This window comes from Kitasatospora sp. NPDC036993, from assembly GCF_055607525.1.
This window is the reverse complement of the sequence record NZ_JBVJRP010000007.1, coordinates 354,922-380,477: the sequence shown is the minus strand read 5'-3', so window position 1 is coordinate 380,477 and position 25,556 is coordinate 354,922. Positions and strand designations below refer to the sequence as shown.

Sequence of the window (25,556 nt, the reverse complement as noted above, 5' to 3'; positions counted from 1 at the left end):
CGGCATGACCAGCGAAGCGCCCGAGCAGTGGAAGGTCGTCGTCAACGACGAGGAGCAGTACTCGATCTGGTCCGCCGACCGCGAGACGCCGGCGGGCTGGCACGAGGCCGGCGTACGGGGCGCCAAGGACGACTGCCTCGCGCACATCGAACGCGTGTGGACCGACATGCGCCCCCGCAGCCTGCGCCTGCGGTCCGTCCCGGAGGAGGATGCGCGGTGAACCGGACGCTCGCGCCGCACGGTGCGCGCCCGGCGACCGGGCCCATGCTCTCCACCACCCTGAACCTCCCGGAGTGCCGGGCCCGCGGCTGGGTCGTCGTCGACTCCATGGTCGACGGCCTGGCCATGGGCGGCACCAGGATGAACCCGACGGTGACCGAGCAGGAGCTGACCGGGCTCGCCAGGGCGATGACCCACAAGCTGGCGCTGGTCGGCCTGCCCATCGGTGGCGCCAAGGCCGGCATCGCCCCCGATCCGGATGCCGCCGTCGAACGGCAGTCGGTGATGCGGGGGTTCGGCCGCGCCGCGGCCCCACTGCTGCACGGCGGGGTGTACCTGGGCTGCGACCAGGGCACCACCTACGCCGACCGGCGGCTGGCCTTCGAGGCCGCCGGGTACGACGTCACCCGCCGCCCCGGCACCACCCGCCTCACCGTCGGCTGGGCCGAACTGTGGGACCACATGGCCGACATCACCGGCTTCGGCGTGGCCGTCGCGGTGCTCGGCGCCCTGCGGGCCTCCGGTGCGCGGACCCCTCAGCGTGTCGCGATCCAGGGCTTCGGCACCGTCGGGCGCGCGGTGGCCGGCCACCTCGCCGCCCACGGCCACCTGGTGGTGGCGGTGGCCGACGTCCGGGGCACCGTCGAGGACCAGCGCGGACTGCCCTTCGCCGAACTCGCCGCGCTCACCAGCAGCGACGGCACGATCGACCGGAGCCGGCTGCCCGCCCGGGTCACGGCCCACGGACCCGGGCGGGCGTGGCTACACGTCGACGCCGACGTGCTGGTGCTGGCGGCGTCCGCCTCCGCGGTCGACGAGGAGGCGGTGCCGGCGGTCCGGGCCCGCCTGGTGGTCGAGGGCGGAAACCTGAGCTGCACCGCACCGGCCCGCCGGTTGCTGCGCGAGGCCGGCCACACCGTCCTGCCGGACGTGGTCGTCAACGTCGGCGGGGCGGCGGCGACCGGGTGCGTGCTCACCGGGCTGGCCCCGTCCGACCTGCCGCTCCCGCAGCTGTCCGCGTGGCTGCGCGACTGGGTCGCCGGCAGGGTCGCCAGGAACTGCGAGCTGGTGCAGGAGCTGAGCGCCTCGGGCAGCGCCGACCCGGTCGCGCAGCTCCTCGGTTCGCTCGCGGCCCCGGCCGGCGCCTCCGCACCGGGGGTCCCGGCCGAGCGGTGACCGGGCCGGCGGACGCGCCCTCGTGACGGGCTGCTCATCGTGGAACCGCGGTGAGCAGCCCGCCGACACCGGTTTCCTCCCGCCCGTCCTGGTCGCCCGGGCACCCTGACCTCCCGTCCCCGCCGTCCGACGGCGGCACCGGTGTGCGGCACCTCCGTGCGGCACCGTGGCGCTCGGCCCACCGGAGCGAGCCCTGGCGCGGGAACCGCGTGGCGGCTCGCCGTCCTCCTCCGCTACCGACCCATGGCCGCCACCGCCTCCGCGACCCGGGCCGCGCCGTCCTCCTTCGCCATCGCGCGAGCCGCCCCCTGTGCCCGCTCCCGCAGCCGCTGCTCCTCGACGGCCTGACGGATGGCCGCCGCCAGCCGCGCCGCGGTCAGGTCGGCGAACCGCACCGGAGCCGTCGCCGCGCCGACCCGGGTGAGCCGGCCGGCCCAGAACGGCTGGTCGGCCATCACCGGGACCGGGACGCTCGGCACACCCGCGCGCAGCGTCGCGGCCGCCGTACCCGCGCCCGCGTGGTGCACGACGGCCGCCATGCGCGGGAACAGCCGGGAGTGCGGCAGTTCGCCGATCGTCAGCACGTCGTCGCCCTCCCCGGCGATCCCGGCCCAGCCGGCCTGCACCACTCCCCGGACGCCCGCCCGCCGCAGGGCTTCCAGCGCCAGGGTGCTCAGCCGCTCGCCCTGTCCTGCCGCCATGCTGCCGAAGCCGATGAACACCGGCGGCGGCCCGGCCCGCAGGAAGTCCTCGACCTCGACCGGGAGGCAGTGGTCGCCCGCCACGTGGGGCCACCAGTTGCCGACCACCCGCAGCCCCGGCCGCCAGTCCGCCGGGCGCGGTACCAGGCTCGGGCTGAAGCCGTGCAGCACCGGCCAGTCCGCCCGCTCCACGGCCCGTCGGCGTGCGGTCTGGGAGAGTGCCGGAAGGCCCAGCCGCGACCGCAGCCGGCGTGCTGCCTCGGTGTGCAGACGGTCGACGACCCGCTGCCCGAGCGCCCCCGCCGCCCGGTTGCCCCAGCTCCCCAGCGAGCGGCCGCCCCCGACCACCGGCGGGAACTCCCGGGTCGGCAGCGTGGGTTGCAGGTAGACCCCCAGCGTGGGGACGTCCATCGCCTCCGCCAGGTGCCAGCCCAGCGGTGCGGTGGTGGTGCCGAGCAGGAGCAGGTCGGCTCCGGGCGCGGCGGCGTCCGCGAGCCCGTCGCCCAGCTGACCGATGAACGCCGCGGCCCGCGCGAGCAGTTCGGAGCGCCCGCCCGTCGGCTCGGAGCCCGCGCCGTGCGGGTCGGCCGGGAGCGGACGGAAGTCGAGCCCGCTGCCGGCCACCAGCCCGCGGAAGGTCTCGGGCGCCGCGAGCGCGACCTCGTGCCCCGCGCCGCGCAGATGGGCCCCGAGACCGGTGTAGGGGGCGACGTCGCCGTGCGAGCCCGCGGCCATCACGAGGATCCTCATCGGCCCGCCTCGGTTCCGGTCGCGGTGCGCCGCTCGGCGTTCGCGCCGATGGCCGCGCGGAGGTAGCCGGCCAGGCCCGGCCGCTGCTCGGCCGGCGGCACGACCAGGGCGAAGGCCCGGGCGTCCGCCTCGTAGTCGTCGGCGATCCGGCAGTGCGTCTCCGGCGGGCAGGGCGTGAACCACCGGGTGATGTGCTGCCGGTGCTGCTCGGCGAGGCCGAGCACCGTGACGTGGTCGACCGGCAGTCCCCCGTCGAAGGCGTCCAGCAGCCGGCCTCGCCATTCGGCGGCCTCCGCCATCAGCTGCTGCCAGTCCTCCTTGGAGTGGGTGGCGGCGCGGGCCAGGGCCTCCCGGTGGCTGTCCCGCTCACCCCACTTGAGGTGGGCGTCGGCGGCGTAACTGAGGTCGAAGACCACGTCCCCGAAGACCTCAAAGCGCTCCTCCGGGGTCAGCTCGACCCCAGTGCGCTGGACCTCGATGGCCCGCTCGGCGACGTCGACCAGCTTCTGCAGCCGGGTGATCTGCTCGGCGAGGGCCTGCCGTCTCGTCACCAGGTGGTCGAGCGCGTTGGCCTGCGGGTCCGCCAGGATGTCGGCGATCTCGTCGAGCGGGAAGCCGAGTTCCCGGTAGAAGAGGATCTGCTGGAGCCTGGCGAGGTCCGCGCCGGTGTAGAGCCGGTAGCCGGCCGGGCTGCGCTCGCTGGGCTCGAGCAGCCCGGACCGGTCGTAGTGGTGCAGGGTCCGGATCGTGACCCCGGCGAAGCCGGAGACCTGACCCACCGACCAGCTCATGCGTCCCTCCGATCATCCGTGCGTTCTGCTGCGCCCCCACCGTGCGGCCTGACGTGGGGTCAGGGTCAACACGCGCGGCTCGGAGACTGGCTCCGGATGCCGGGAGGCGTCCGCGGTCAGGTCTCGCGCTGCGGGTGGTAGGCGGTCTCGGGTATGCCGAAGGTCCAGGCGACACCGGCGCGCGCGGTGCGGGTGCTCGGCGGGACGCGCAGCCAGTAGGTGCGGTGGGTGCCGTCCGGCTCGGGGGTGGAGTTGACCACCTCGACCATCACCACCGGCTCGTCGTCGGACAGGACGATCCGCCAGAGCACACCGGTCTCGTCCCGGTGGATGGGCTCGGCGCCGGAGTCGGCCAGGTAGCGCTCGTAGCCGTAGTGCTCCAGCAGGACACGGCGCAGCTCGGCGTTCTCCTCGGTGCGGATCCGCTCGACGGTCACCTCTGCCAGGGTCGCCAGGAACTCCGGCGGGACGGGCATGCCGCGCCAGGCGTGCAGGGCGAAGCCGTCGGCGTACTCCAGGGCGGGCCCGTCCGCCCGGTCGAGCCGGCCGGCCTCGTCGCGGTGCAGCGCGGTCGGCCGTTCGCTGAGCAGGGCCACCTCCCGGTACGGCCACCACCAGCCGGCTTCCCCGGCCAGTTCGGCGAGCGGTGCGACGGCGTCGGCGCTCGCGCCGGCGGCTTCGAAGGCGGCGAACCACGGAGCGTCGTGCTGGCCGCGCACCGCGTCCAGCAGGGCGAGCCGGACGGTGGTGCGGCGGGACCTGGCCTGTTCGGCGACGGCGACGTCGTCCTCCCGGTCGGCCTCGGGGGCGAGCCGGTCGAGCACGGCGTTGCGCAGCCGGTCGGCGAGCGGCGTGGTGACCGGGCCGAGTTCGCCGCCGGTGAGCGCCCAGTGCCCCGCCCACCCGGTGGCGCCGACCTGCTCGACGGCGCGTCGCCTGGCCTCCTCCCAGGGCCGGGTGCGCACGGCCTCGCGCACGCTCTGCGCGCCGCCGGCCCTCAGCTCCAGCGCCGCCTCGGTCGCGGCGAGCGGCGAGCCGAACCAGCGGATCGCCGCGGGCTCGGGCAGCCCGGCCGCCCGGTAGGCGGCCCGGACGGCACGCTCGGCCGCCGCCCGGTGACCGGCTCCGGTGGCCGCCGCGGCCGCCCGCCAGCGGGCCGTCACCTCGGCCGGCCCCGGCAGCGCCCGTGCCCCGCCCGGGTCGCCGTGGACCTCGTCGTGGATGACCGTCTCCATCCCTGCTCCGTTCCCGGCCGGGCTCCACGCCCGGCCGTCCGTTCCCGTTCCGTGCCGCGGCCCGGGGCCGCGTCCAGTCCTCGTGTCCCGCCTGCCGCCCCGTACGGCGGGCGGAGCGGCCGTCAGTCCGCGACCATCCGCACCGCGCCCGGCACGTACTCGCGCTGGCGGATCACCCGGTACCAGCCCTTGGGCAGCGGTATCGCCGCGTGCTCCTCGTGCACCACCCGGCCGCCCTCGGGCAGGTGCAGCCAGCCCGCGCCGAACGGCCCGGTCTCACGGCGCAGCTCGCCCGGACCGACCACGGCATGGGCGTGCCCGGTGACCTCTCCGAGCGCGAGCACCATCCGGCCGCGCCCGTCCCTCGGCTGCACGGCCAGCTCCGCCACCCTCGGCGGCACCACGCTCTCCTCGACCGGCACGATCAGCACATCGCCCTGGCGGTACATCAGTCCTCCCTCGCCGTACGGCCGGACCCCGGCGGACGCCGGAACCCAAGGCTCCGCCGCGTTCGACGCGGTCACTCTCCGGAGCCAGGACCCGAACATAGGGCAAGGGTCTGACAACGCGCCCGGGCGGCGACCCGGCCGCCGGATTGTCAGTCCCGGCTGGTAGACAGTTGTTCGGCCCCGACCCCAGAGGAGCAGCGCATGACTGTCAACGACCACATCGAGCGGTTCCACGGTCTCCCCGTCTTCGACTTCGTGGCGGCCGTGGCCGAAGCCGAGGAGAAGGGCGGGTCCGGCTCCGTCCAGCTGCCGGACGCGGCCTCGGTCGCCTGGAAGATCGGGCTCGACTACGAGTCCGAGGCCACGTTCGGCGAGTGCTGGGAGCAGTTCCTCGGCGCCGTCGACACCGAGCGGGTCACCGCCGTCGTGATCGGCCAGTGGGCACCGGAGGAGCCGGACAGCTTCCAGGAGCCGATGGAGGCGGTCGTCGCCGCCGCCGGCCGACTGCCCGCCCTGCGCGCGCTGTTCGTCGGCGACATCACCTACGAGGAGTGCGAGATCTCCTGGATCCAGCAGTGCGACATCACGCCGCTGCTGACGGCCTTCCCGCAGCTGGCCGAGCTGGTGGTGCGCGGCGCCTCCGAGGACTGGGACGGCAAGGGCGGTCTGGCCCTGACGCCGCTGCGGCACGAGGCGCTCAAGGCGCTGCGCTTCGAGGCCGGCGGCCTGCCGGGCTCGGTCGTGCGCTCGGTGGCCGGCTGCGACCTCCCGGCCCTGGAACGGCTCGAACTCTGGCTGGGCGTGGACAACTACGGCGGTTCCTCGACCATGGCCGACCTCGCACCGTTCCTGGACGGCACCCGCTTCCCCGCGCTGCGCCACCTCGGCCTCCAGAACAGCGAGTTCCAGGACGACATCGCCGCCGCTCTCGCGCACGCACCCGTCGTCGCCCGGCTGGAGTCGCTCAACCTCTCCATGGGCGTGCTGACCGACCAGGGTGCCACCGCGCTGCTGGAGGGCCAGCCGCTCACCCACCTGCGTTCCCTCGACCTGCACCACCACTACCTCACCGAGGAGATGCAGCAGCGGCTGCGCCAGGCCCTGTCCGGGGTCGAGGTCGACCTCTCCGAGCCCGGCAAGCCCGACGACCGGTGGCGCTACGTCGCCGTGGCCGAGTAGCCGTCACCCCCGCATCCACCCGTACGACCACCCGTCCGACCAACTCGACCCATCAGGATCCGACATGGCCGTCTCCCGCCACCTCGAACGCTTCCACGAGCTGCCGATCCACGAGTTCACGCCCGACGACGCCCCGCCGCAGCCCGGCGACGCCCGGCCCCTGCCCGACGCCGGAGCCGTCGCCTGGCGGCTCTCCTTCGACCACGACACCGAGCAGGACTTCGCCCAGCTCTGGCAGTCCTTCCTGGAGAAGGTCGACCCGGCCGGCGTCCGCGCCGTGGTGATCGGCTCCTGGTGGCAGGACGACTACACGTCCGTGCGGCCCGTGGTCGAGGCCATCGCGGCCGACGCCCGGCGCCTGCCCGCCCTGGAGGCGCTGTTCCTCGGCGAGGTGACCTACGACGCGTGCGAGATCTCCTGGCTGGAGATGGACGACGTCACCCCGTTGCTGAACGCCTTCCCCGGTCTGAAGTCGCTGGCCGTGCGCGGTGGCAGTGGCCTCGTCCTGAAGCCGGTCCGGCACGACGCGCTGACCAGCCTGCGCTTCGAGGCCGGCGGGCTGCCGGCCACCGTGGTGCAGGCGGTGGCCGGCTCCGAACTGCCCGCTCTGGAAAGCCTGCACCTCTGGCTCGGCGTGGACGAGTACGGCGGCGACGCCTCGCTGGACGACCTGGCGCCGTTCCTGGACGGCTCCCGCCTGCCGCGGCTGCGCCACCTGGGGCTGGCCAACAGCGAACTCCAGGACGAAATCGCCGCCGCCGTCGCGCACGCCCCGGTGGTCGCCCGGCTGGAGTCGCTCGACCTCTCCATGGGTGTGCTCTCCGACGACGGCGCCACCGCGCTGCTGGAGGGCCAGCCGCTCACCCACCTGCGCTCCCTCGACCTGCACCACCACTACCTGAGCGACGCGATGATGGAGCGGCTCTGCGAGGCCCTGCCGGGAGTCGAGATCGACCTCAGCGACGCCGAGGCGGACGAGGCGGAGGACGAGGACGACCGCTACGTCTCGGTCGCCGAGTAGGCGGGCGACGGAGGCGATGACCGTGCAGCTGACCGTCCTCGGCAATCCGGGGCACCGACGGGTGACACTGTTCGCGGCCGCCGCCCGGGCCGCCGGGCTGCCCGAGCCCGCCGTCCTGCCCTGGCTGGACGTGCTGCGCGGCCGGTACCGGCCGCCCGAAGGCGGTCTGCTGCGCGTCGAGTCGCCCGGCGAGGAGCCCGAGGTCGACCGGCTGCTGCGCGGCCCGGCACTCGGCCCGGGCTACGCGCCGACCAGGGTCGAGGGCACGGCCGTCTGGTACGCGGGCGTCATGGCCGCGCTTCGCGGGCTGGCCGCCCGGCCCGGCGTACGGCTGCTCGGCGATCCGGAGGAGACCGCCGTGATGTTCGACAAGCGCCGGGCACACGCGCTGCTCGCCGGGGCGGGGGTGCCGGTGCCCAGGGCGCTCGGCGGCGAGGTGACCGGCTGGGAGCACCTGCGCGAACGCCTCGCCGAAGCCCGCCTGCACCGGGTTTTCGTCAAGCCCGCGCACGGTTCCTCGGCTTCCGGGGTGATGGCGCTGGAGTTCGGACCACGCGGGCAGCTGCTGGCCACCACCTCGGTGGAACTGGCCGACGGTCAGCTCCACAACTCGCTGCGGGTGCGCCGCTACCGCAGCGAGCGGGAGGTCGCCGCGATCGTCGACGGCCTGGCGCCGGACGGGCTGCACGTCGAACAGTGGATCCCGAAGGCCTCGCAGTCCGGGCGCTCGGCGGACCTGCGGGTCGTGGTGGTGGCGGGCCGGGCCACCCACGCCGTGGTGCGCACCAGCACCCAGCCGATGACCAATCTGCACCTCGGCGGCGCGCGGGGCAGCATCGAGCAGGCCCGGGAGGCCGCCGGTCCGTCCTGGCCCGCCCTCCTGGAGACGGCCGAACGCGCGGCGGCCTGCTTCCCCGGTTCGCCGATGGTCGGCGTCGACGTCCTGCCCACGACCGGCTGGCGGCGCGCCCTGGTCGGCGAGGTGAACGCCTTCGGCGACCTGCTCCCCGGTCTCACCGGCCTGCCCGGCGGCCCCGCCGAGGGCCTCGACACCTACGGCGCCCAGCTCGCCGCGCTCACCGACCTCTCCCCGTCGTCGCCCGTGGCGACGGACCACCAGATCACGGAACCCGCTCGATGAACCACCGGACCACCGTCCCCTCCCTTGTCTCTGCCTCTGCCTCTGCCGCCCCCGACATGAACGCGGTCGTGGGCACCCACGACCTGCTGCTCGTCACCCTCGACACGCTCCGCTTCGACGTCGCCGAGGAGCTGGCCGCGGCCGGCCGGATCCCGCACCTCGCCGCCGTCCTCCCCGGCGGCCGCTGGGAGCGCCGGCACGCGCCCGGCAGCTTCACCTACGCCTCCCACCAGGCGATCCTGGCCGGTTTCCTGCCGACTCCGGCCTCCCCCGACGGCCCGCACCCGCGCCTGTTCGCGGCCCGCTTCGCCGGCTCCGAGACCACCGCCCCGCGCACCTGGGTCTTCGACGCCCCCGACCTGCCGACGGCCCTGGCCGCGGCCGGCTACCGCACGGTGTGCGTCGGCGGTGTCGGGTTCTTCAACAAGCAGGGCCCGCTGGGCTCGGTGCTGCCCGGCCTCTTCCAGGAGAGCCACTGGACCTCCGAGCTGGGCGTCGCCTCGCCGACGTCCTTCGAGGAACAGGTCGCCGTGGCCGAGCGGGTCGCCGCCGGACAGCCCGCCGAGCAGCCGCTGTTCCTGTTCCTGAACGTCTCGGCGCTGCACCAGCCGAACTGGTTCCACCTGCCGGGCGCCACCCGTGAACACGGGGACACCCGGGCCAGCCACGCCGCCGCCCTGGAGTACGTGGACGCGCACATCGGCCGGCTGTTCGCCGCGATGAGCGCCCGCCGCCCCTGCTTCGCGATCGTCTGCTCCGACCACGGCACCGCCTACGGCGAGGACGGCTACACCGGGCACCGGATCGGCCACGAGGTGGTCTGGACCGTCCCGTACGCGCACTTCACCCTCCCCGCCCGAGCGGCGGACGCCACCGCGACCTCCGAGGAGCGCGCATGACCACCGCACCCCCGCGCCCCGACTCGCCGTACCAGTCGTACGTCTACGCGTACCCCCACAAGACGGCCTACCGCCCGTTGCCCGAGCGCCCGCCGCTGCGTGAGCTGTGGGCCGGCGAGCCGCAGCACGCGCTCTCGCTCTACGTGCACATCCCGTTCTGCGAGGTCCGCTGCGGCTTCTGCAACCTGTTCACCCGGATCGGCAGCCCCGAGGGTCTGACCACGGCCTACCTGGACGCGCTGGAGCGCCAGGCCACGGTGGTGCGTGCGGCACTGGACGAGGGCGCCCGGTTCGCGCTGGCCGCGTTCGGCGGCGGCACCCCCACCCATCTGACGGCCGCTGAGCTGGAGCGGCTGTGCGACATCGCCGAGCAACGGATGGGCGCCGACCTGCGGGCGATACCGCTCTCGGTGGAGGCCTCGCCCGCCACCGCGACCGCCGACCGGCTGGAGGTGCTGGCCGCCCGGGGCACCACGAGGCTGAGCCTGGGCGTGCAGTCCTTCGACGACGCCGAGGCCCGCTCCGCCGTCCGCCCGCAGAAGCGGGCGGAGGTCGAGGCCGCGCTCGGCCGGATCCGCGCGGCCGGCTTCCCGGTGCTCAACATCGACCTCATCTACGGCATCGACGGCCAGACCGAGGCCAGCTGGCTCCGCTCGCTGGACACCGCGCTCGCCTGGCAGCCCGAGGAGCTGTACCTCTACCCGCTGTACGTCCGACCGCTGACCGGGCTGGCCCGGCGCGGCGAGCAGGAGAGCGCGTCCGCCTGGGACGCGCGGCGGCTCGCGCTCTACCGCGCCGGCCGCGACCACCTGCTCGCCCACGGGTACCAGCAGGTGTCGATGCGGATGTTCCGCCGAACCGCCTCCCCGCAGGCAGGGGCGAGCGAGTACGCCTGCCAGACCGACGGCATGGTCGGTCTGGGCTGCGGTGCCCGCTCCTACACCTCGCAACTGCACTACTCCTTCGACTACGCGGTGAACGCCACCCAGGTGCGCGGCATCATCGACGAGTACGTCGCCACCGAGGACTTCCGGCACGCCGAGGTGGGCCACCGGATGGACGGCGCGGAGCCTCGCCGGCGCCATCTGGTGCAGTCGCTGCTCCAGGCCGAGGGCATGCCGCTGGCGGACTACCGGGCCCGGTTCGGCAGTTCACCGGCCGAGGACTTCCCGGCGGAGCTGGCCGGGTTCGCCGAGCGCGGCTGGCTCGCCGAGGGCGACGCGGCGTCCCTGCGGCTCAGCCCGGAGGGGCTGGCGCACTCGGACGCCGTCGGGCCGTTGCTGTTCTCGCCCGAGGTCCGGGCCCTGATGGCGGCGTACGAGGCGAAATGACCTTCCTCGGCATGCCCTCCGCGTCACCGCCGTCGGCGGACGGCGCACGGGACCTCACCCTGCTCTACCGCGGTCCGCTCGCCTCCTGCGACTACGACTGCCCGTACTGCCCGTTCGCCAAGCGGCGCGACAGCCCCGATCAACTGCGGGCCGACCGGGCCGCGTTGGAACGCTTCACCGGCTGGGCCGCCGGACGCGCGGGCACCGCCGACACCCTGTCGCTGTTGTTCACCCCCTGGGGCGAGGGCCTGGTGCGGTCCTGGTACCGCCGCGCGCTGGTCGAGCTGAGCCGCCTGCCGCACGTCCGCCGCGTCGCGATCCAGACCAACCTCAGCTGCCGCACCGGCTGGCTCGCCGAGGCGGACCTCGACGCCCTCGCCCTCTGGGTCACCTTCCACCCCGGACAGGTCAGCCGCGACCGCTTCCTCGCCAAGTGCCGCGAGCTGGACGCGCTCGGCGTGCGCTACAGCGTCGGCGTGGTCGGCCAGCCGGGGCACCTCGCCGAGGCCGGACGCCTGCGCGCCCAGCTCGCCGAGGACGTCTACCTGTGGGTCAACGCCGCCGAGGGCCTCGACTACACCGACGCCGAGGCCGCGCAATGGGCCGCCATCGACCCGCACTTCCGGTACAGCCGGCACGCCCACCCCAGCGCCGGACTGCCGTGCCGCACCGGTGAGTCCGTGCTGTCGGTCGACGGCGACGGCACCGTGCGCCGATGCCACTTCGTCCGGGACGTCCTCGGCAACCTCTACGACGGCAGCTACCGCGCCCGACTGCGGCCGCACCCCTGCCCGTTGCCGGTCTGCGACTGCCACATCGGCTACGTCCATCTGGAGACCCTGCCGCTGTACGAGCTGTTCGGGGCAGGTGTGCTGGAACGCGTACCGCACGGCTGGCCGCAGGGCCGGTGATAATCGGTTGCCAACCGGCCACGCTGTGTGAAAGCGTACGAACAACCGCGCAGAACCGGCAGGTTCGGAAAGGAGGCCCGCAGATGACCAGTGGCATACGGCTCGCCGCCGTGCCGGGCCTCGTCCTCGGTGACACCCCGGCTCGCGCTTCGACGCGTGAGCCGCACCGGGCCTGACACCCGCGCCCACCGTCCCGGTGGCGCCACCGCCCGACGCGCCTGCTGCTCACCTCCTCGTCGAAGTGCTCTTCGTGCCCCCTGCACGTTCCACCACGAGGAGCCCCGGTGTCCGACACTCATCGGCCCAGCACTGCCGCCCTGCCCGCCCTCTACGCCCTGCCCGCCGCCTGGCACAGCGAGAACGGCACGCCCCCGCCGCGCCGCCTGATCGCCGCCGACGACACCCTTCGCGCCGAGGCCGCCTACCGGCTGGCCTGCGAGGGCACCGCCCTGCTCTGGCAGGGCGACTACCCCGGCGCACTCCGTCTCCTCCACGCCATGCGCCGCCGCGCCGAGCGGCGCCGACCTCGATCCGCGCCCGACTCCCCAGCCGAGGCCTTCCGTCAGCACCGACGGGAGCGCGCCCGCCTCGCCCGCGTCCTCGGCATGCTGCTGGTGCCGCTCGACGCGGATCACCGCGTCCGGCTCCACCGGGCGCCCGACGTCCACGAGGCCTGCCTGGCGGCCTACGGACCGCTCCTTGACAACAGAATCGTGTCCCTGCGCGAGCTCCTCGGTGTGATCGGCGCACACCAGTGGCGTAGCAGGGGCGTCGACGTTCCGGCCCTCGGCGCCCGCATCCACCCGCACTTCGGGGTCTTCTCCCCCGTCCGCGGCGAGTACGTCGACCTCGTCGGCCGGGCACCGCTGCCACATGCCGCCCAGGCCCACCCCACCGCCTACGACCTCGGCACCGGCACCGGTGTGCTCGCCGCACTGCTCGCCCGGCGCGGTCTGCGCAAGGTCCTGGTCACCGATTCCAATCCGCGCGCGCTCGCCTGCGCCCGCGACAACGCCCACCGCCTCGGCCTCACCGACCGCATCGAGACCGCCGGAGCCGGCCTCTACCCTCCCGGCCGCGACCGGGCCGCCCTGGTCGTGTGCAATCCCCCGTGGTTGCCCGGACGGCCGAACTCCACCCTCGACGAGGGCGTCTACGACCGGGACAGCCACATGCTCCACGGCTTCCTCGACGGTCTGGCCGGCCGTCTGCTGCCCGGCGGCGAGGGCTGGCTCATCCTCTCCGACCTCGCCGAACGCCTCGGTCTGCGGTCCCGGGCCGACCTGCTCGACGCCGTCTCCACGGCCGGGCTGCACGTCACCGGCCGTCTCGACACCGTCCCCTGCCACCCCCGGGCCACCGCCTCCGACCGGGCCGACCCCCTGCTCCGCACCGCCCGCTCCGCCGAGGTCACCTCGCTCTGGAGGCTCGCCCCCGCATGACTCCCGGCGACCTCCTCCGCACGGTCCGAAGTGCCCCCGCGCCCACCGGGCGGCACGGCTCCCGCGTCCCTAACCTGGTTACAGAGAGGAGGCGAAACACCATGCTTGGAGACGCTCCGCTGCAAGCAGTCATCCCCGCCACCGATCTCGCCCGCGCCAAGGCCTTCTACACCGACACCCTCGGCCTCAAACTCACCGAGGAGGGTGAGGAGGAGTTCGCCTGCGACAGCGGCGGCACCCAGTTCACCGTCTACCGCACCCCCAGCGGTGGGCAGGCCGCCCACACCCTCGCCAGCTTCAAGGTCGCCGACCTCGACGGCGAGATGGCCGGTCTCCGCGGCCGCGGCATCACCTTCGAGGAGTACGACTTCCCCGGCCTGAAGACGGTCGACGGCGTCGCCGAGGGCGAGGGCATGCGCGCGGCCTGGTTCAAGGACAGCGAGGGGAACATCCTCTGTGTGTCCCAGCGCGTGGGCCAGTAACCGGCTCGCCCGCCCGGCTGGCCGGCGGCCTGGCGGACCGCCCCGGGATCCGTCCGCCGGCCCGCACCGCCCGTGACACCCGCCCGACCGCCGCACCCACGATGCCCGTCACACCGCGCCCTCCGGCTCGGACGGGACGCCACTGCCCGGCCCGCTCGACGGAGTGGACCGGGCAGCCGGTCGGGTGACGGGTGACGGGTGACACCCCACAACGGGAGACCAGCCGGTCAGTCGCCCGTCTCGTCCATCTCGTCGCAACGGCCGAGGTCGAGGCAGCGCAGGTCCAAGCACCGGATGCCGCGGCCGAAGGTGGCCGTGCAGAACCTGCCGTCCGGGCCCGGCACTGCCGGCCGTCGTGAACCGCGGGTCACCGGCCGCGCACCCGCCGCCGGAGCGCCCGCACCGAGGCGACCGGGTCGAAGGAGCCCGGCCGGTCCCGGGTCAGTGGGTAGCAGGCGAATCCGATCAGCGCCGCGCTGAAGTGGCCGACGCTGGTGTAGTCCCGGCTCTGCTGCACGCCCAGCCCGTAGACCACCAGCACCCCCGCCGCGTACAGGTACCGCCAGGGCCGCACGATCAGGTAGGTGAGCACCGCGACGACCCCGGCCAGCGCATAGCTGACGCCGTAGTCCAGGGTGTAGACGGCCCTCGGCGAGGCGAGGCCCCGGTGGATCGCCCAGCCGAGCAGGCCCTCGCTGAGGTAGGTCGCGCCGACGTGCGAGATCGCCGCCACCCCGATCCAGCGCAGCGTGCCGAGCCACCGTTCGGCGGGCACGTGGAAGAGGTTGTACAGCAGGAAGTAGGACAGCCAGCCGCCGCCCGCGATCCACAGCGCGCTGGTCGCCAGGACGCGGAGCGGCGAGACCTGGAGGTGGTGGAGGTTGGTCGAGCGCCGCTGCAGGATGCGGTCGGCGGTCACCGGATCGACGTGCCGGATCACCTGGGTGGTGACGAGCAGGATCGCCAGCCAGATGTAGGTGCCCGGCGCACGCCGGACATAGGCCCACACCGCACGGGCGCCACGCGCCCACCGAGGGCGCCGCCGCGCCTCGGAGCCCCTGGCGGTGCTGCCTGCCATCGATGCCTCCTCGACACCTCTCCCCCTCACCCTCGCCCCCACCCGACCCCACCGCCACCCACCGCCACCCACCGCCAGCCACCGCCAGCCTCCTCCCGGGGGACCGACCCGCCGGCCCGTCCGACCGTTCGCGTACGCTGGCGCTCCGACCGTCCCGTTCGCGGCCTCCCCGGCCCCGGACCGGGCCGGCCGGTACCGGGAACCGCCGAACGAGGGCACCAGGCACGATGAGCGATCGCCTCGCCATGAGGACACCGCCCGGCCGCGCCGTTCCCCGACGCCCGGCCCCGAGAGCGGCCGGCCGGCTGTGGCCCACCACGGCGTACGTCCCGCGGCCGGCCGACACCGGCCACCCTGTCGCCCTCGGGCTCGGACCCGGGCTCCGACTCGGGCTCGGCACACTTGCCTCCGGTACCGCCCGGCTGCGCGCCCGGGCCCCCGACCCGGCTTCCTGATCCGCCCCACCCGCCTCCTTCTCGCCCCGCCCCCTCCACTTTCGGCTCCAACCGCCCGTCCAACCAGTGGAGTCGGCCGGATCGACAGCCGGAGGACGGCCTCCCCCCGGGCACCCTCCGTCACCGCGGGCGATCGCATGCCCTTGCATTACTCTGCAAATCTATGCCAGAGTTCGGGCATCGGATCGATTACGCCGAATCCCGTCACACGTCGCTAGATCAGGGTCCCGCTTCAGGCGGGTCAAGGGTGCATCCATGTCGAAGGTCTTGAGCAAGCTGCCGGTCGGTGAACGGATCGGCATCGCATTCTCCGGTGGGTTGGACACCTCCGTCGCCGTCGCGTGGATGCGCGAGCACGGTGCCTTCCCCTACGCATACACGGCCGACATCGGCCAGTACGACGAGCCGAACCTCGCCGACGTCCCGGCCCGGGGCCGCGCGTACGGCGCCGAGCAGGCCCGGCTGGTCGACTGCCGGGCCGCGCTGGTCGAGGAGGGCCTGGCCGCCCTCGCCTGCGGCGCCTTCCACATCCGCTCCGCCGGGCAGACGTACTTCAACACCACTCCGCTCGGCCGCGCGGTGACCGGTACCCTGCTGGTGCGCGCCATGCAGGATGACGAGGTCTCCATCTGGGGCGACGGCTCCACCTACAAGGGCAACGACATCGAGCGGTTCTACCGCTACGGCCTGCTCGCCAACCCCAACCTGCGGATCTACAAGCCGTGGCTGGACCAGGCGTTCGTCGACCAGCTCGGCGGCCGCAAGGAGATGTCCGAGTGGCTCGCCGAGCGCGACCTGCCGTACCGGGACTCCGCCGAGAAGGCCTACTCCACCGACGCCAACATCTGGGGCGCCACCCACGAGGCCAAGCGGCTGGAGTACCTGGACGCCTCCCTGGAGATCGTCAGCCCGATCATGGGCGTGGCCTTCTGGGACCCGGAGGTCGAGATCCGGACCGAGGACGTCACCGTCGAGTTCGAGTTCGGCCGCCCGGTCCGGATCAACGGCCAGGAGTTCGCCAGCGCCGTCGACCTGGTCCACGAGGCCAACACCATCGGCGGGCGGCACGGCCTGGGCATGTCGGACCAGATCGAGAACCGGATCATCGAGGCCAAGAGCCGCGGGATCTACGAGGCCCCCGGCATGGCGCTGCTGCACATCGCCTACGAGCGGCTGCTCAACGCCATCCACAACGAGGACACCATCGCCACGTACCACACCCAGGGCCGCCGCCTCGGCCGGCTGCTCTACGAGGGCCGGTGGTTCGACCCGCAGTCGCTGATGCTCCGGGACAGCATCCAGCGCTGGATCGGCCACCCGGTCACCGGCAGCGTCACCCTGCGGCTGCGGCGCGGCCAGGACTACTCGGTCATCGACACCCAGGGCTCCAACTTCAGCTACCACCCCGAGAAGCTGTCGATGGAGCGCAGCGTCGACGCCGCGTTCGTCCCGGACGACCGCATCGGCCAGCTGACCATGCGCAACCTCGACATCGCCGACTCGCGCAGCAAGCTGGAGCAGTACGCGGTACACGGGCAGCTGGCGCCGTGGAGCGGCCTGATCGGCGAGCTCGCCCCGGGCGGCGCGGCTCCCATCGCCGCCGGCACCGGCGACGAGGAGGAGTCCACCGCGCTCGACCACGCCGCGCTCGAGTCCGGCACCGACTGACGCACCCCGCTCCACCGGAGGGCCGTCGCACCCCAGCGGTGCGGCGGCCCTCCGCCGCTCTCCGTCCACTCGATCGTCCACCCGACCGCCGGCCCGGCCACCCACCCGGGCTCCACCGTCTCCGGCCTGATCCGAACACCCCGGCCCACCGCAACAAGACCATCCGCAACAAGACCATCCGCAACGACGCCATCCACGACAGGGCCATCCGCATCAAGGCCGTCACCGGATCCGCACCACCCCCCGCCCCCGCACCGCCCGGACGCCCAGCCGCCTGGGGTCGGCGTTCGACCGCGTCGCCACCGCATCCCGCAGTGTCAGCAGGATCTCGCCGTCGTAGCGCTCCGCCAGCACCCGCGCCAGCTCCGCCGCGCCGCCCGGCCGGGCGTCCGGTGCCAGCTCCGGCAGCCGGCCGGGGCCGCTGAGGTCCTGGGCCTGGGCGGCCCAGTGGGCCGCGTCGAACCGCTCGCCCTCGGCCGTGTAGTGCACCGCCAGGCAGTGCACGGCCAGCTGGTCCCCGTACTGGGCGGCTATCCGCCACCAGAAGACGCCGTCCGCCGTACGGCCCATGCCGTACAGCAAGCACCCGAAGGTGCGGAAGGCCGTCTTCTCGGCGAGTTCGAGGTCCAGCGCCAGCTCCCCCGGTTCCACCGCGCCCGCCACGCCCGCACACAGGTGCCGCAGGTCGCGCCGCAGCTCCGCCCGCCCCCCGGCCGACCGGGCCTGCCCGGCTCCACCGCCCGGACCGGACCCCGGAGCCGGACCGCGTCGGGCGCCCGTCCCCGCCCCGGCACCGAATCCGGAACCCGCCCCCGCCGCCGTCCCCGGGTTCGCCCCCGAGCTGGGAGCCTGCGGCGGCCGCGCACCGGCGGGCGGCCGGGCGGGGCGCTCGCGCGCGGTCGGCGCGGACCGGCGAGCGGCGGCGAGCCGCTCGGCCAGCCGGCGCGTGAAGTCCACCGGATCGTGGTCGTCGAACTCCCGCTCCAGCTCGACGGCGTGCGCGCGCAGCAGGTCCACGACCCTCATGTCTCCGCCCCGCCGTCCTCCGGGTGTTCCAGCAGGTACTCCAGGTGCCGCCGCCCGAGGCTGTAGTAGGTACGGGCGGTGGTGTGCGCGATGCCCAGAGACCGCCCGATGTCGGGGTAGGACAGTCCCGCCTGGCGCAGCCTGACCACGTCGGCCTGGACCGGCGCGGCCCGCGCGAGTTCCTCCATCGCCCAGTCCAGGGCGTCCAGTTCGGCGAGTTCGTTCAGCTCGTCCTGGCTGGTGTCGGGACGGCGCTGGGCGATCACCCGCAGTCGCTTGCGTTCGGTGCGGCGGCGCTCACGCAGCACGTCCACCACCGCGTCCTTGACGATCTTGAAGGCGAAGGCCTGCGGATCGGGGCTGGCCAGAGCCCGGCGCCAGCTCTTGTAGAGCGCCGCGCCCGCGTTCTGGACGGCGTCCTGGGCGTCCTCACGGTGCCGCAGGCGCTGCTGGGCGTAGCGGAGGTAGCCGGAGTTCTCTCGGGTGAAGAAGGCCTCGAAGTCGTTCGGCAGGCCGCCGAGCGGGTCGGCTCGCAGGCCCCGCTCCTCGCCCGGCCCGGGAGTGCTCACGCGGGCCCCCCTTTCGTCGGTCAGCTGGCCGGCCCACCGGGTGGCACGCCGACGGCCCCTTGGGGCTCGTGCTGTAACCGTCCGGGAGGCTCAGGATGTTGACCGGATCGGGCGGACAATTGGCGAACGATTCCGTTCACTTTTGAACAGCGCTGCTGACCTGCCGCTTCACACTCGCGAACCCATCCGAAGCAATTCAAACGTGACGCAGATCACAGATCACGCGGCGGCGACTTGACAAGCGCCCGAGACGCCGCCGCGCCACTCCCGCGCGCCACGATCCACCCCACGCCCACCCCCACACCCATCCCCGCGCCCTCGCCGCACGCACCCCTACGGCGCCGGCTCCACCTCCGCCGCGTCCAGCGCGCCGGTGACCCGGTCGAGCAGTCCGCGCAGCGCGGCCAGATCCTTGACCGGCAACCCGGTGGCCGCGAGCAGTCGGCGCGGGACCTGCCCGGCCCGCTCGCGCAACGCCGACCCTTCGGGAGTCAGGCGGACGGTGACCGACCGCTCGTCCTCCGGACTCCGCTCGCGGCGCACCAGCCCGGCCGCCTCCAGTCGCTTGAGCAGCGGGGAGAGCGTTCCGGAGTCCAGTCGCAGGCGCTCGCCGATCCGCTTGACCGGCAGTTCACCGTCCTCCCACAGCACCAGCATGACCAGGTACTGCGGGTAGGTCAGCCCGAGGTCCCGCAGCAGCACCCGGTACACGCCGCCGAAGGCGCGGGAGGCCGCGTTGAGCGAGAAGCAGATCTGCTGGTCCAGGCGGAGCAGTTCCTCGTCCGCCATGCCGGGGTGGGTGGTCATGAACCCCATGGTACCGATCCCCATCGCGCCACTTAGTTGTGCACAACTGAATTGCGTGCTCTACTTGTCTCAGCGCAGCGAAGCCGGCTGACACGGCGCCGCTTCCGCGCCACAGCACACCGGGCCCGCAGCGGCCCGGACAACCGACCGCAGGAACACCCCGAACCGAAGGGAAGCGACCATGGACGCGCTCTACACCGCAGCCGCCACCGCCAACGGCCGGGAGGGCCGCGCCGTCAGCTCCGACGGACAGCTGGACCTCACGCTCGCCATGCCGCCCGCACTCGGCGGCAGCGGCCAGGGCACCAACCCGGAGCAGCTGTTCGCCGCCGGCTACGCCGCCTGCTTCGCCAGCGCCCTCGGCCTGGTCGGCCGGCAGGCCCGGGTGGACACCAGCGAGGTCTCGGTGACCGCCGAGGTGTCCATCGGCAAGGACGGGGCAGGCTTCGCCCTCGCCGTCGTGCTGCGCGTCGAGCTTCCCGAGTCCCTCGCGGGCGGGACCGGCGAGCTGCTGGTCAAGCAGGCGCACGAGGTCTGCCCGTACTCCCGCGCCACCCGGGGCAACGTCCCGGTCGAGCTGGTCGTCGAGTAGGCGCCCTCGCCGACCGGCCACCGGAGCCCCCTCCGGCAGCTCGGGCCCGCCGCAGTTCGCCTGCGACGGGCCCGCCCCGTCTCCCCCCGACACCCCCGGGGTCACCCGTCGCCCGGCCCGCTCACCGAGCGGAGCGTCTCCAGTCTGTGCCGGTACTCCTCCGCATCGATCTCACCCCTCGCGAACCGCTCCGCGAGCAACTGCTCCGGCGCCGGCCCCGGAGCCCCCTGTCCCTTCTGGCCCCAGCCCCGCGGGCCGTCCGAACCGGACCCGCCGGCGCCCGGAGCCGCCCCACCGGGCGGGACCGGCTGCCGCGAGCGGGAGACGTAACGGAACAGGGCCACGGCGAGGAGCACGACGATGACCAGGAACAGCAGTGTCCCGAACGCCATCAGCCCCATGCCCCAGCCACCCACGATGTGGCCGCGGCCGTGCCAGTACCTCATCAGGACCTCCTCCTCCGGCCCCGTCGGGGCCCGCCGAGGTGAGCAGCGATCAGCGCGCTACCACCATCGTGCGCCCGTCACCGGCGAAAGCGGCATGTGAAGAGTCCGAGAAGACCAGCCGGCCCTCGGCCCGGCGCCCACCGGGTAGCGTGCCGCTCGTGACCCACCACCCGCCGACCACGTTCCACTCCCAGCGGCCCACGGCTCGCCGGCCGTCCGCGGCCCACCCGCCGCCGAACGACGACCGCTCCCCCGAGCAGCTCCTCGCCGCCGGAGTGCTCCGGCGTCACACGGACCCGCGCCCCCACCCGGCGCTCGGCCACTCCCCGATCGACTACGTCACCGCCGCACTGTGGGCCGAGCTGACCGCCCTCGCCATCGCACCGGCCGCCGCCGAGGCCACCGCCACCGCCCTGTTGCGCGCGATCGCCGACCAGGCCGTGGACGCGGCGCTGGCCCCGGGCAACGAACGCGCCCCGCACGACGACCTGTACGTGGCCGACCCCGCCCACATCGGCCCGCACCGCCGGGCGGTCTGGTTCCAGCGCTCCGGCCCACGCGGCCCGCTCGACCCCCTCACCCCGCTCGACCCACCGGGTGGGTACGGCGCACGGCGTCCGATCACGGCCGCCTTCGCACCCCATGAACCGTAAGCCCATGGGCCGCAAGCACCCCACGAGCCGTAGGCACCCGACGCCCGCGGGACAGCCGGGGCGCCGCGCCCGAGGCAGCCGCACCCGGCGCACGCGGGCCGGCCCGCCCCCCTCAGCGCTCGACCCTGAGGCTGTGGCAGACCCAGCTCAGCCGGTCCGGCCCGCCGTACGGCGGTCGGTCGTGGTACGTCCCGTCCGCCACCGACATGTTGACGATCAGGTACGCGTGCCACCCGGCCCCCACCCCGTGCAGGTCCGCGTAGACCAGCTCGTCCTCCACGTACCAGTCCACCGAGTTCGCGCCGAGCACCACCCGCAGGCCGAAGGTCGCCCCCGGAGCGATTCCGGCGCTCGCGCCGTGCCAGTACCGGTAGCCGCCCCGGACGTGGTTGGAGATCTCCAACAGGTCCGGGTTGTCCGGGTGGTACTCGAAGACGTCCACCTCGTTGCCGCCGTCCCGCCAGGTCCAGATCGCGGGCCAGGCGCCCAGTTCGACGGGCAGCGTCACGCTCGCCGACAGCACGTCCTCGGCCTGGAGCTGGAAGCCGTCCGGACTGCCCTCGGTGGTCAGCAGGTTGCAGCTCCACAGGCCGCCGCTGTGCCGCCTGGTCGCGGTGAACGACCCGTCCGGGCAGTAGTCGCGGCTGAGGTAGTCGAGTTTGTGGTCGCTCCGGTTGGTCGGTCCCATCCGTGGATAGGCGCTGCTCCGCCCGGCGATCCACTGACTCGTCGAAGTGAAGTCCGCGTCGAACACGACCGCCACGGCCGCCTCCCCGAAGCTCCGGCGCCCCGGCAGTCCACACAGCCGGGCACACAGAGTGAGTTACCCGGTACCCTGCGCAGTATGCGAAGTGGATCGTTCGGGTCCGAGCCGAACGCGCGGTCCGCGTCGAACGCGTCGCCGGGAAATCGGGCGAACCCCGGAAACCGAGGGGACCCGGCCGGTCAGCCGACCGGCGCCGAGCCCCCGGCCCCGAGCCGGTCGGTCACCGAGACGACCCCGTCCACCGAGCGGCACAGGTTGAGCACGATCGGCACCAGGTGCGGCTCGGGCACGGTGCCACTGAGCACCACGCGCCCCTGGTTGACCTCCACCCCGATCTCCGCCGGGCTGACGCCGTCGATCCGGCCGAGCACCTCCTCGACGATCTCCCGCCGGATCACCATGTCCTCGCGCAGGAACACCCTCAGCAGGTCACCACGGCTGACCATGCCGATGACCCGCCCTTCCTCGTCCAGCACCGGCAGCCGCTTCAGGCCGTGCCGGCTCATCAGCCGGGCCGCCGCGACCACGCTGGTCCCGGGGGTGGTGCAGACCGGCTGCGCGGTCATCAGGTCGGCCGCGGTCACCTCGCCGTCGGGGCCCGCCTTCGCCGACTCCGGCGCGGGCAGCAGGCTGGCCGGGTCCTCCTGGGCGGCCAGGGTGCGCAGCAGGTCGGCCTCCGAGACCACGCCGAGCGGCCGCCCCTCCGGGTCGGCCACAGGTACGCCGGTGATGTCGTACTCGCTCAGCAGCGTCACGATCTCCCGGAACCCGGTCTCGGGCGCGACCAGGACCACGGGGCTGGTCATCACGGATTCGACGGTGGCATGCCGCACGCCGGTTCACCTCGTCCAACGATGCTGGTCCGGCCGGGCGCGGATCGTTCCGGTCGGTACCGGCAGCATCGCCCGCCGCGGTCGTGATCGCCAGGGGCCAAGGGGCCGAACGGGTGGGACCTTGGGCCCTGACCTGCGAACGCGCTTCCGACAACCGGCGATCAGGTGTGGACGGACGCCCCGCGGGCGGGGGTCGTCAGGAAGCCGTGGCTCCTGATGTCGGCCTCGGCCGGCGGGTCGTCGCAGATCCGGCCGACGGCGCCCGCCCGTAGTCCGGCAGGTCGACGCTGCTGACCTGCCTGCCCAGCTCCAGCATCTTCTCCAGCGCCCAGCGCCGGTTCAGCAGCCCGTTGCGGAACCGCAGCCCGGTGGCCGTGCGCGGCGCGAGGAACGGCCCGGTCCTGTCCCCGCCCTTCTGGCAGCCCCCCGCGTAGCCGCGCAGCAGCTTCTCGTACCGCTCGAAGGCTGCCCGGTGGTCGCCGCGCGCCCCGGCCAGCTCTCCTGCCAGGACGTACGCGGCCACCACCGCCGTCCCGGTGCCCATGCCGCCGATGGTCGCACCGCAGGCGGCGTCGCCGATCAGGGCGATCCGGCCGGTCGACCAGGCGGGCACGTCGGCGCGGCTGATCGAGTCGAAGTACAGCTCGGGGGCGGCGTCCAGGCTCTCCAGCAACCGCGGCACCCGCCAGCCGAGGCCCGCGAAGGCGGCCCGGACCAGCGCCTTCTGCCGGGCCTGGTCGTGGCGGTCGTAGCGCAGTTCGGGCGAGGCGAACAGGCAGAACGCGCCCGCCCGGCTCGGGTCCCGGTGGGCGGCGCCGACGGACATCAGCCGGCCGGGGACGTTGAGACCGACCGCGCCGACCGGCAGCCCGAGGTCGTTCGGCAGCTGCCAGGTGGCCGCGTAGTAGCCGAGGTGGCGGACGTAGCGCCGCTCGGGGCCGAAGGCGAGCCGGCGGACGTTGGAGTGCAGCCCGTCGGCGCCGATCACCAGGTCGAACTCGCGCGGCGCCCCGTGCCGGAAGGTCACCAGGACCCCGCCCGGGGTCTCGTCCAGCGCCGTGATCGAGTCGCCGAAGACGTACTCGGCGCGGGCACTGCTGTGCCGGTGGAGCAGCCGGGCCAGCTCTCCGCGCGGGACCTCCACGTCGCCGCCGGCGAACTCGGCGGGGAGGTGCAGCAGTCGACGCCCGTCGGGGCCGACGAAGGTCATCGGGCTGCCACCGGTGCCGAGGGTGCGCAGTTCCTCCAGGACGCCCATCCGCTCCAGCACGGTCAGGTGGGTGCGACCGCGGAAGTCGACGTCCTGGCCTCCGTCGCGCAGCCCCGGGGCCAGTTCGACCACCGTCACCTCGAAGCCGTACCGGCCCAGCCAGTGGGCGAGTGCGGGGCCGGCGATGCTCGCGCCCGAGATCAGGACCTTGGTGCTCATGGAAACCGCTCCGTCCGAGGATCGAGAAACTGTGTCTGGCGGACACTGTTCATTGCTGTGTACGGTAGACACAGTTGGGCCGCCAGGGCAACCCCCCAGGTGGGAACCGGAACGGAAGCACGGTCAGCGGTCCGGGACGGAAGCCCGAACGGGACCCGAGGACGGGAGCGGATGAATGGCCGAGGCGGCGAACGACACGGTGCGGCTGCTCTGGGGCCCGCCGGCCAAGCCCACCCGGGGCCCGAAGCCGGCCCTCAGCCTGGAGCGGATCGCCGCGGCCGGGGTCGAGGTCGCCGACGCGGAGGGGCTCGGCGCGGTCTCCATGCAGAAGGTCGCCGGACTGCTCGACTTCACCAAGATGTCGCTCTACCGATACGTCCCCGGCAAGGCCGAACTGGTCGCCCTGATGGTCGAGTCTGCCGTGGACGCGCCCCCCGCGGCCTCGGAGGGCGCCGACTGGCGGGAGCAACTCACCACCTGGGCGCACCACTTGGCCGACTCCTTCGCCCGGCACCCGTGGCTGCTGGACGCCACCGTCGGCCCCCGGGCGCTCGGCCCGAAGGAACTCGCCTGGCTGGAACGGGTGGTGGCGGCTCTCGACGGTCACGGGCTGACCGGCCCCGAACGGATGGACGCCGCCGTCCTGCTCGCCGGGCACGTGCGCGGGATCGCCGCGCAGTCCCGCGCCGCCGGACCGGCCGACACCCCCGAGACCGAACTCCTCGCCGCCCTCGGCACCGTGGTCCAGGAGCACGCCGACCGCTTCCCCGCCGTCGCCGCCGCGATGGCCGACGCCGGCGGCCGCGACCAGGCGCTGGAGTTCGGGCTGGAGCGCATCCTGGACGGCCTGGCGGCACTCATCGAGCACCGCACGAACCCTGCTTAGCAGCCCTGCCTGGCAGGCCCCGGCCACCGCCCCGGAAAGCCGCCCGGACCCGCCCGTCGGACCCGCCGACCGGAATGCCGATCGCAATGCCGGCCGGGCCCGCCGGAAAACCACTCGGACCTGAGCCCGTCCGCCCACGGCACCCGGCCCTGCACCTGCGCCGGCTGCCGCGGCTACGGCGAGTACGGCGGCCGCCGGCTGCGCGAGCGCAACCCGCACCCGCTGGACGGCCCGCCGCCGCCCGCCGCCGTGCTGCTCGCCCGGATCGCGGCGGCCGGCGATCCGGGCGATCCGGCCGAACTGCGCGCCGCGCTGTACTGGCTCAGGGTGCTCCGGCGCGGCCGGCGCGGCCCGGTGGACCACCTCGCCCGCCTGGCCGCCCACCCCGACCCGGAGGTGCGGGAGGACCTGGTCCTGACCGTCGGCCGCTGGTCCATCCCGGGCGTCGCCGAACTGCTGACCGCCCTGGCGGACGATCCGGCCCCGGACGTCCGCGAGGCCGTCGCCGAGGTCCTGGCCCCTGAGGCCCTGACTCCCTGATCGACCGACCCTCCCCCCTGAGGCTCCGGCGCCACCGGTCGTGCACCGCCGTCAGGCCCTGCGGCACGCCGCTGACCTGCG

Annotated in this window: 27 protein-coding genes; 15 read left to right on the top strand and 12 right to left on the bottom strand. The window is 74.2% G+C overall.

Annotated features, from left to right (window positions below; genetic code table 11):
* Positions 1-4: 4 nt before the first annotated feature.
* Together ACZ7C5_RS17900 and ACZ7C5_RS17895 are read left to right on the top strand one after the other, a co-directional pair.
* Positions 5-220: an MbtH family protein gene (locus ACZ7C5_RS17900; RefSeq protein ID WP_401084349.1), complete on the top strand. Its 216-nt coding sequence runs from the start codon at positions 5-7 to the stop codon at positions 218-220.
* On the top strand, positions 217-1,395 hold the full coding sequence (locus tag ACZ7C5_RS17895; protein ID WP_470322909.1) for a Glu/Leu/Phe/Val dehydrogenase dimerization domain-containing protein: 1,179 nt from the start codon (positions 217-219) through the stop codon (positions 1,393-1,395). Before ACZ7C5_RS17900 ends, ACZ7C5_RS17895 begins: the two co-directional genes overlap by 4 nt.
* A gap of 233 nt (positions 1,396-1,628) precedes the next feature.
* Here ACZ7C5_RS17895 and ACZ7C5_RS17890 read toward each other — a convergent pair whose 3' ends face one another.
* From ACZ7C5_RS17890 to ACZ7C5_RS17875, 4 genes are all read right to left on the bottom strand, one after another.
* Positions 1,629-2,846, bottom strand: a complete 1,218-nt coding sequence (locus tag ACZ7C5_RS17890) for a glycosyltransferase (RefSeq protein WP_401084331.1) — start codon at positions 2,844-2,846, stop codon at positions 1,629-1,631.
* On the bottom strand, positions 2,843-3,637 hold the full coding sequence (locus ACZ7C5_RS17885; RefSeq protein WP_470322908.1) for a MerR family transcriptional regulator: 795 nt from the start codon (positions 3,635-3,637) through the stop codon (positions 2,843-2,845). The genes ACZ7C5_RS17890 and ACZ7C5_RS17885 overlap by 4 nt, the downstream gene beginning before the upstream one ends.
* A 116-nt stretch (positions 3,638-3,753) precedes the next feature.
* The gene (locus ACZ7C5_RS17880) at positions 3,754-4,872 is read right to left on the bottom strand and encodes a DUF6745 domain-containing protein (RefSeq protein ID WP_470322907.1); all 1,119 of its coding nucleotides are present in this window, start codon (positions 4,870-4,872) and stop codon (positions 3,754-3,756) included.
* A 122-nt stretch (positions 4,873-4,994) separates the two neighbouring features.
* The gene (locus ACZ7C5_RS17875) at positions 4,995-5,321 is read right to left on the bottom strand and encodes a hypothetical protein (RefSeq protein ID WP_401084322.1); all 327 of its coding nucleotides are present in this window, start codon (positions 5,319-5,321) and stop codon (positions 4,995-4,997) included.
* 201 nt (positions 5,322-5,522) lie between these two features.
* Between ACZ7C5_RS17875 and ACZ7C5_RS17870 the strand changes: the two genes are divergently transcribed.
* The 8 genes from ACZ7C5_RS17870 to ACZ7C5_RS17835 all read left to right on the top strand — a co-directional run bounded on the left by ACZ7C5_RS17870 (position 5,523) and on the right by ACZ7C5_RS17835 (position 13,727).
* On the top strand, positions 5,523-6,500 hold the full coding sequence (locus ACZ7C5_RS17870) for an STM4015 family protein (protein ID WP_470322906.1): 978 nt from the start codon (positions 5,523-5,525) through the stop codon (positions 6,498-6,500).
* 64 nt (positions 6,501-6,564) lie between these two features.
* Positions 6,565-7,521 carry an STM4015 family protein gene (locus tag ACZ7C5_RS17865; RefSeq protein ID WP_401084318.1) on the top strand — a complete coding sequence of 319 codons (957 nt, stop codon included), beginning with the start codon at positions 6,565-6,567 and terminating at the stop codon, positions 7,519-7,521.
* Positions 7,522-7,537: 16 nt separating this feature from the next.
* Positions 7,538-8,662 carry an STM4014 family protein gene (locus ACZ7C5_RS17860; RefSeq protein WP_470322905.1) on the top strand — a complete coding sequence of 375 codons (1,125 nt, stop codon included), beginning with the start codon at positions 7,538-7,540 and terminating at the stop codon, positions 8,660-8,662.
* Between the two features lie 56 nt (positions 8,663-8,718).
* A complete protein-coding gene (locus tag ACZ7C5_RS17855) occupies positions 8,719-9,561 on the top strand; it encodes an STM4013/SEN3800 family hydrolase (RefSeq protein WP_188296017.1) in 843 nt (280 codons plus the stop codon).
* The gene (locus ACZ7C5_RS17850; protein ID WP_470322904.1) at positions 9,558-10,892 is read left to right on the top strand and encodes an STM4012 family radical SAM protein; all 1,335 of its coding nucleotides are present in this window, start codon (positions 9,558-9,560) and stop codon (positions 10,890-10,892) included. Before ACZ7C5_RS17855 ends, ACZ7C5_RS17850 begins: the two co-directional genes overlap by 4 nt.
* Before the next feature lie 11 nt (positions 10,893-10,903).
* Positions 10,904-11,803 carry an STM4011 family radical SAM protein gene (locus ACZ7C5_RS17845; RefSeq protein WP_470322903.1) on the top strand — a complete coding sequence of 300 codons (900 nt, stop codon included), beginning with the start codon at positions 10,904-10,906 and terminating at the stop codon, positions 11,801-11,803.
* Between the two features lie 284 nt (positions 11,804-12,087).
* On the top strand, positions 12,088-13,245 hold the full coding sequence (locus tag ACZ7C5_RS17840) for a methyltransferase (RefSeq protein WP_470322902.1): 1,158 nt from the start codon (positions 12,088-12,090) through the stop codon (positions 13,243-13,245).
* Positions 13,246-13,346: 101 nt separating this feature from the next.
* Positions 13,347-13,727, top strand: a complete 381-nt coding sequence (locus ACZ7C5_RS17835) for a VOC family protein (RefSeq protein WP_470322901.1) — start codon at positions 13,347-13,349, stop codon at positions 13,725-13,727.
* 367 nt (positions 13,728-14,094) lie between these two features.
* Here the strand turns inward: ACZ7C5_RS17835 and ACZ7C5_RS17830 are convergent, their stop codons facing one another.
* A complete protein-coding gene (locus ACZ7C5_RS17830) occupies positions 14,095-14,805 on the bottom strand; it encodes a rhomboid-like protein (protein ID WP_470322900.1) in 711 nt (236 codons plus the stop codon).
* 710 nt (positions 14,806-15,515) lie between these two features.
* Between ACZ7C5_RS17830 and argG the strand changes: the two genes are divergently transcribed.
* The gene (argG, locus tag ACZ7C5_RS17825; RefSeq protein ID WP_401084303.1) at positions 15,516-16,928 is read left to right on the top strand and encodes an argininosuccinate synthase; all 1,413 of its coding nucleotides are present in this window, start codon (positions 15,516-15,518) and stop codon (positions 16,926-16,928) included.
* 222 nt (positions 16,929-17,150) lie between these two features.
* Here argG and ACZ7C5_RS17820 read toward each other — a convergent pair whose 3' ends face one another.
* The 3 genes from ACZ7C5_RS17820 to ACZ7C5_RS17810 form a co-directional block, all read right to left on the bottom strand.
* Positions 17,151-17,954, bottom strand: a complete 804-nt coding sequence (locus tag ACZ7C5_RS17820; protein WP_401084300.1) for a hypothetical protein — start codon at positions 17,952-17,954, stop codon at positions 17,151-17,153.
* The gene (locus tag ACZ7C5_RS17815; RefSeq protein ID WP_188296364.1) at positions 17,951-18,523 is read right to left on the bottom strand and encodes an RNA polymerase sigma factor; all 573 of its coding nucleotides are present in this window, start codon (positions 18,521-18,523) and stop codon (positions 17,951-17,953) included. Before ACZ7C5_RS17815 ends, ACZ7C5_RS17820 begins: the two co-directional genes overlap by 4 nt.
* 333 nt (positions 18,524-18,856) lie before the next feature.
* Entirely contained in the window at positions 18,857-19,330 is a 474-nt protein-coding gene (locus tag ACZ7C5_RS17810) for a MarR family winged helix-turn-helix transcriptional regulator (protein ID WP_470322899.1), read from the bottom strand.
* 181 nt (positions 19,331-19,511) lie between these two features.
* Here ACZ7C5_RS17810 and ACZ7C5_RS17805 point away from each other — a divergent pair, with 181 nt between their 5' ends.
* Positions 19,512-19,922, top strand: coding sequence for an organic hydroperoxide resistance protein (locus tag ACZ7C5_RS17805; protein ID WP_401084295.1), 411 nt, complete (start codon positions 19,512-19,514; stop codon positions 19,920-19,922).
* Between the two features lie 101 nt (positions 19,923-20,023).
* On the opposite strand, the gene ACZ7C5_RS17800 is transcribed toward ACZ7C5_RS17805, so the two are convergent.
* On the bottom strand, positions 20,024-20,368 hold the full coding sequence (locus ACZ7C5_RS17800; RefSeq protein ID WP_401084292.1) for an SHOCT domain-containing protein: 345 nt from the start codon (positions 20,366-20,368) through the stop codon (positions 20,024-20,026).
* A gap of 158 nt (positions 20,369-20,526) precedes the next feature.
* On the opposite strand from ACZ7C5_RS17800, the gene ACZ7C5_RS17795 reads away from it, so the two are divergent.
* A complete protein-coding gene (locus ACZ7C5_RS17795; protein WP_401084289.1) occupies positions 20,527-21,021 on the top strand; it encodes a hypothetical protein in 495 nt (164 codons plus the stop codon).
* A gap of 112 nt (positions 21,022-21,133) precedes the next feature.
* Here ACZ7C5_RS17795 and ACZ7C5_RS17790 read toward each other — a convergent pair whose 3' ends face one another.
* The 3 genes from ACZ7C5_RS17790 to ACZ7C5_RS17780 form a co-directional block, all read right to left on the bottom strand.
* A complete protein-coding gene (locus tag ACZ7C5_RS17790) occupies positions 21,134-21,784 on the bottom strand; it encodes a LamG domain-containing protein (RefSeq protein ID WP_188296359.1) in 651 nt (216 codons plus the stop codon).
* A gap of 182 nt (positions 21,785-21,966) precedes the next feature.
* The gene (locus tag ACZ7C5_RS17785; RefSeq protein ID WP_401084285.1) at positions 21,967-22,593 is read right to left on the bottom strand and encodes a CBS domain-containing protein; all 627 of its coding nucleotides are present in this window, start codon (positions 22,591-22,593) and stop codon (positions 21,967-21,969) included.
* A 223-nt stretch (positions 22,594-22,816) separates the two neighbouring features.
* Positions 22,817-24,049: an FAD-dependent monooxygenase gene (locus ACZ7C5_RS17780; RefSeq protein ID WP_401084282.1), complete on the bottom strand. Its 1,233-nt coding sequence runs from the start codon at positions 24,047-24,049 to the stop codon at positions 22,817-22,819.
* A 175-nt stretch (positions 24,050-24,224) separates the two neighbouring features.
* On the opposite strand from ACZ7C5_RS17780, the gene ACZ7C5_RS17775 reads away from it, so the two are divergent.
* On the top strand, positions 24,225-24,935 hold the full coding sequence (locus ACZ7C5_RS17775; protein ID WP_470322898.1) for a TetR/AcrR family transcriptional regulator: 711 nt from the start codon (positions 24,225-24,227) through the stop codon (positions 24,933-24,935).
* Between the two features lie 249 nt (positions 24,936-25,184).
* A complete protein-coding gene (locus tag ACZ7C5_RS17770) occupies positions 25,185-25,475 on the top strand; it encodes a HEAT repeat domain-containing protein (protein ID WP_401084276.1) in 291 nt (96 codons plus the stop codon).
* Positions 25,476-25,556: the final 81 nt, after the last annotated feature.

What these genes read in the sequence shown, in the direction of transcription:
- ACZ7C5_RS17900 (WP_401084349.1), top strand. Translation starts at nt 5, where the DNA reads ATGACCAGCGAAGCGCCCGAGCAGTGGAAGGTCGTCGTCAACGACGAG.
- ACZ7C5_RS17890 (WP_401084331.1), bottom strand. Translation starts at nt 2,846, where the DNA reads ATGAGGATCCTCGTGATGGCCGCGGGCTCGCACGGCGACGTCGCCCCC.
- ACZ7C5_RS17885 (WP_470322908.1), bottom strand. Translation starts at nt 3,637, where the DNA reads ATGAGCTGGTCGGTGGGTCAGGTCTCCGGCTTCGCCGGGGTCACGATC.
- ACZ7C5_RS17880 (WP_470322907.1), bottom strand. Translation starts at nt 4,872, where the DNA reads ATGGAGACGGTCATCCACGACGAGGTCCACGGCGACCCGGGCGGGGCA.
- ACZ7C5_RS17875 (WP_401084322.1), bottom strand. Translation starts at nt 5,321, where the DNA reads ATGTACCGCCAGGGCGATGTGCTGATCGTGCCGGTCGAGGAGAGCGTG.
- ACZ7C5_RS17870 (WP_470322906.1), top strand. Translation starts at nt 5,523, where the DNA reads ATGACTGTCAACGACCACATCGAGCGGTTCCACGGTCTCCCCGTCTTC.
- ACZ7C5_RS17865 (WP_401084318.1), top strand. Translation starts at nt 6,565, where the DNA reads ATGGCCGTCTCCCGCCACCTCGAACGCTTCCACGAGCTGCCGATCCAC.
- ACZ7C5_RS17860 (WP_470322905.1), top strand. Translation starts at nt 7,538, where the DNA reads ATGACCGTGCAGCTGACCGTCCTCGGCAATCCGGGGCACCGACGGGTG.
- ACZ7C5_RS17855 (WP_188296017.1), top strand. Translation starts at nt 8,719, where the DNA reads ATGAACGCGGTCGTGGGCACCCACGACCTGCTGCTCGTCACCCTCGAC.
- ACZ7C5_RS17850 (WP_470322904.1), top strand. Translation starts at nt 9,558, where the DNA reads ATGACCACCGCACCCCCGCGCCCCGACTCGCCGTACCAGTCGTACGTC.
- ACZ7C5_RS17845 (WP_470322903.1), top strand. Translation starts at nt 10,904, where the DNA reads ATGCCCTCCGCGTCACCGCCGTCGGCGGACGGCGCACGGGACCTCACC.
- ACZ7C5_RS17835 (WP_470322901.1), top strand. Translation starts at nt 13,347, where the DNA reads ATGCTTGGAGACGCTCCGCTGCAAGCAGTCATCCCCGCCACCGATCTC.
- ACZ7C5_RS17830 (WP_470322900.1), bottom strand. Translation starts at nt 14,805, where the DNA reads ATGGCAGGCAGCACCGCCAGGGGCTCCGAGGCGCGGCGGCGCCCTCGG.
- argG (WP_401084303.1), top strand. Translation starts at nt 15,516, where the DNA reads ATGTCGAAGGTCTTGAGCAAGCTGCCGGTCGGTGAACGGATCGGCATC.
- ACZ7C5_RS17820 (WP_401084300.1), bottom strand. Translation starts at nt 17,954, where the DNA reads ATGAGGGTCGTGGACCTGCTGCGCGCGCACGCCGTCGAGCTGGAGCGG.
- ACZ7C5_RS17810 (WP_470322899.1), bottom strand. Translation starts at nt 19,330, where the DNA reads ATGACCACCCACCCCGGCATGGCGGACGAGGAACTGCTCCGCCTGGAC.
- ACZ7C5_RS17805 (WP_401084295.1), top strand. Translation starts at nt 19,512, where the DNA reads ATGGACGCGCTCTACACCGCAGCCGCCACCGCCAACGGCCGGGAGGGC.
- ACZ7C5_RS17800 (WP_401084292.1), bottom strand. Translation starts at nt 20,368, where the DNA reads ATGAGGTACTGGCACGGCCGCGGCCACATCGTGGGTGGCTGGGGCATG.
- ACZ7C5_RS17785 (WP_401084285.1), bottom strand. Translation starts at nt 22,593, where the DNA reads ATGACCAGCCCCGTGGTCCTGGTCGCGCCCGAGACCGGGTTCCGGGAG.
- ACZ7C5_RS17780 (WP_401084282.1), bottom strand. Translation starts at nt 24,049, where the DNA reads ATGAGCACCAAGGTCCTGATCTCGGGCGCGAGCATCGCCGGCCCCGCA.
- ACZ7C5_RS17775 (WP_470322898.1), top strand. Translation starts at nt 24,225, where the DNA reads ATGGCCGAGGCGGCGAACGACACGGTGCGGCTGCTCTGGGGCCCGCCG.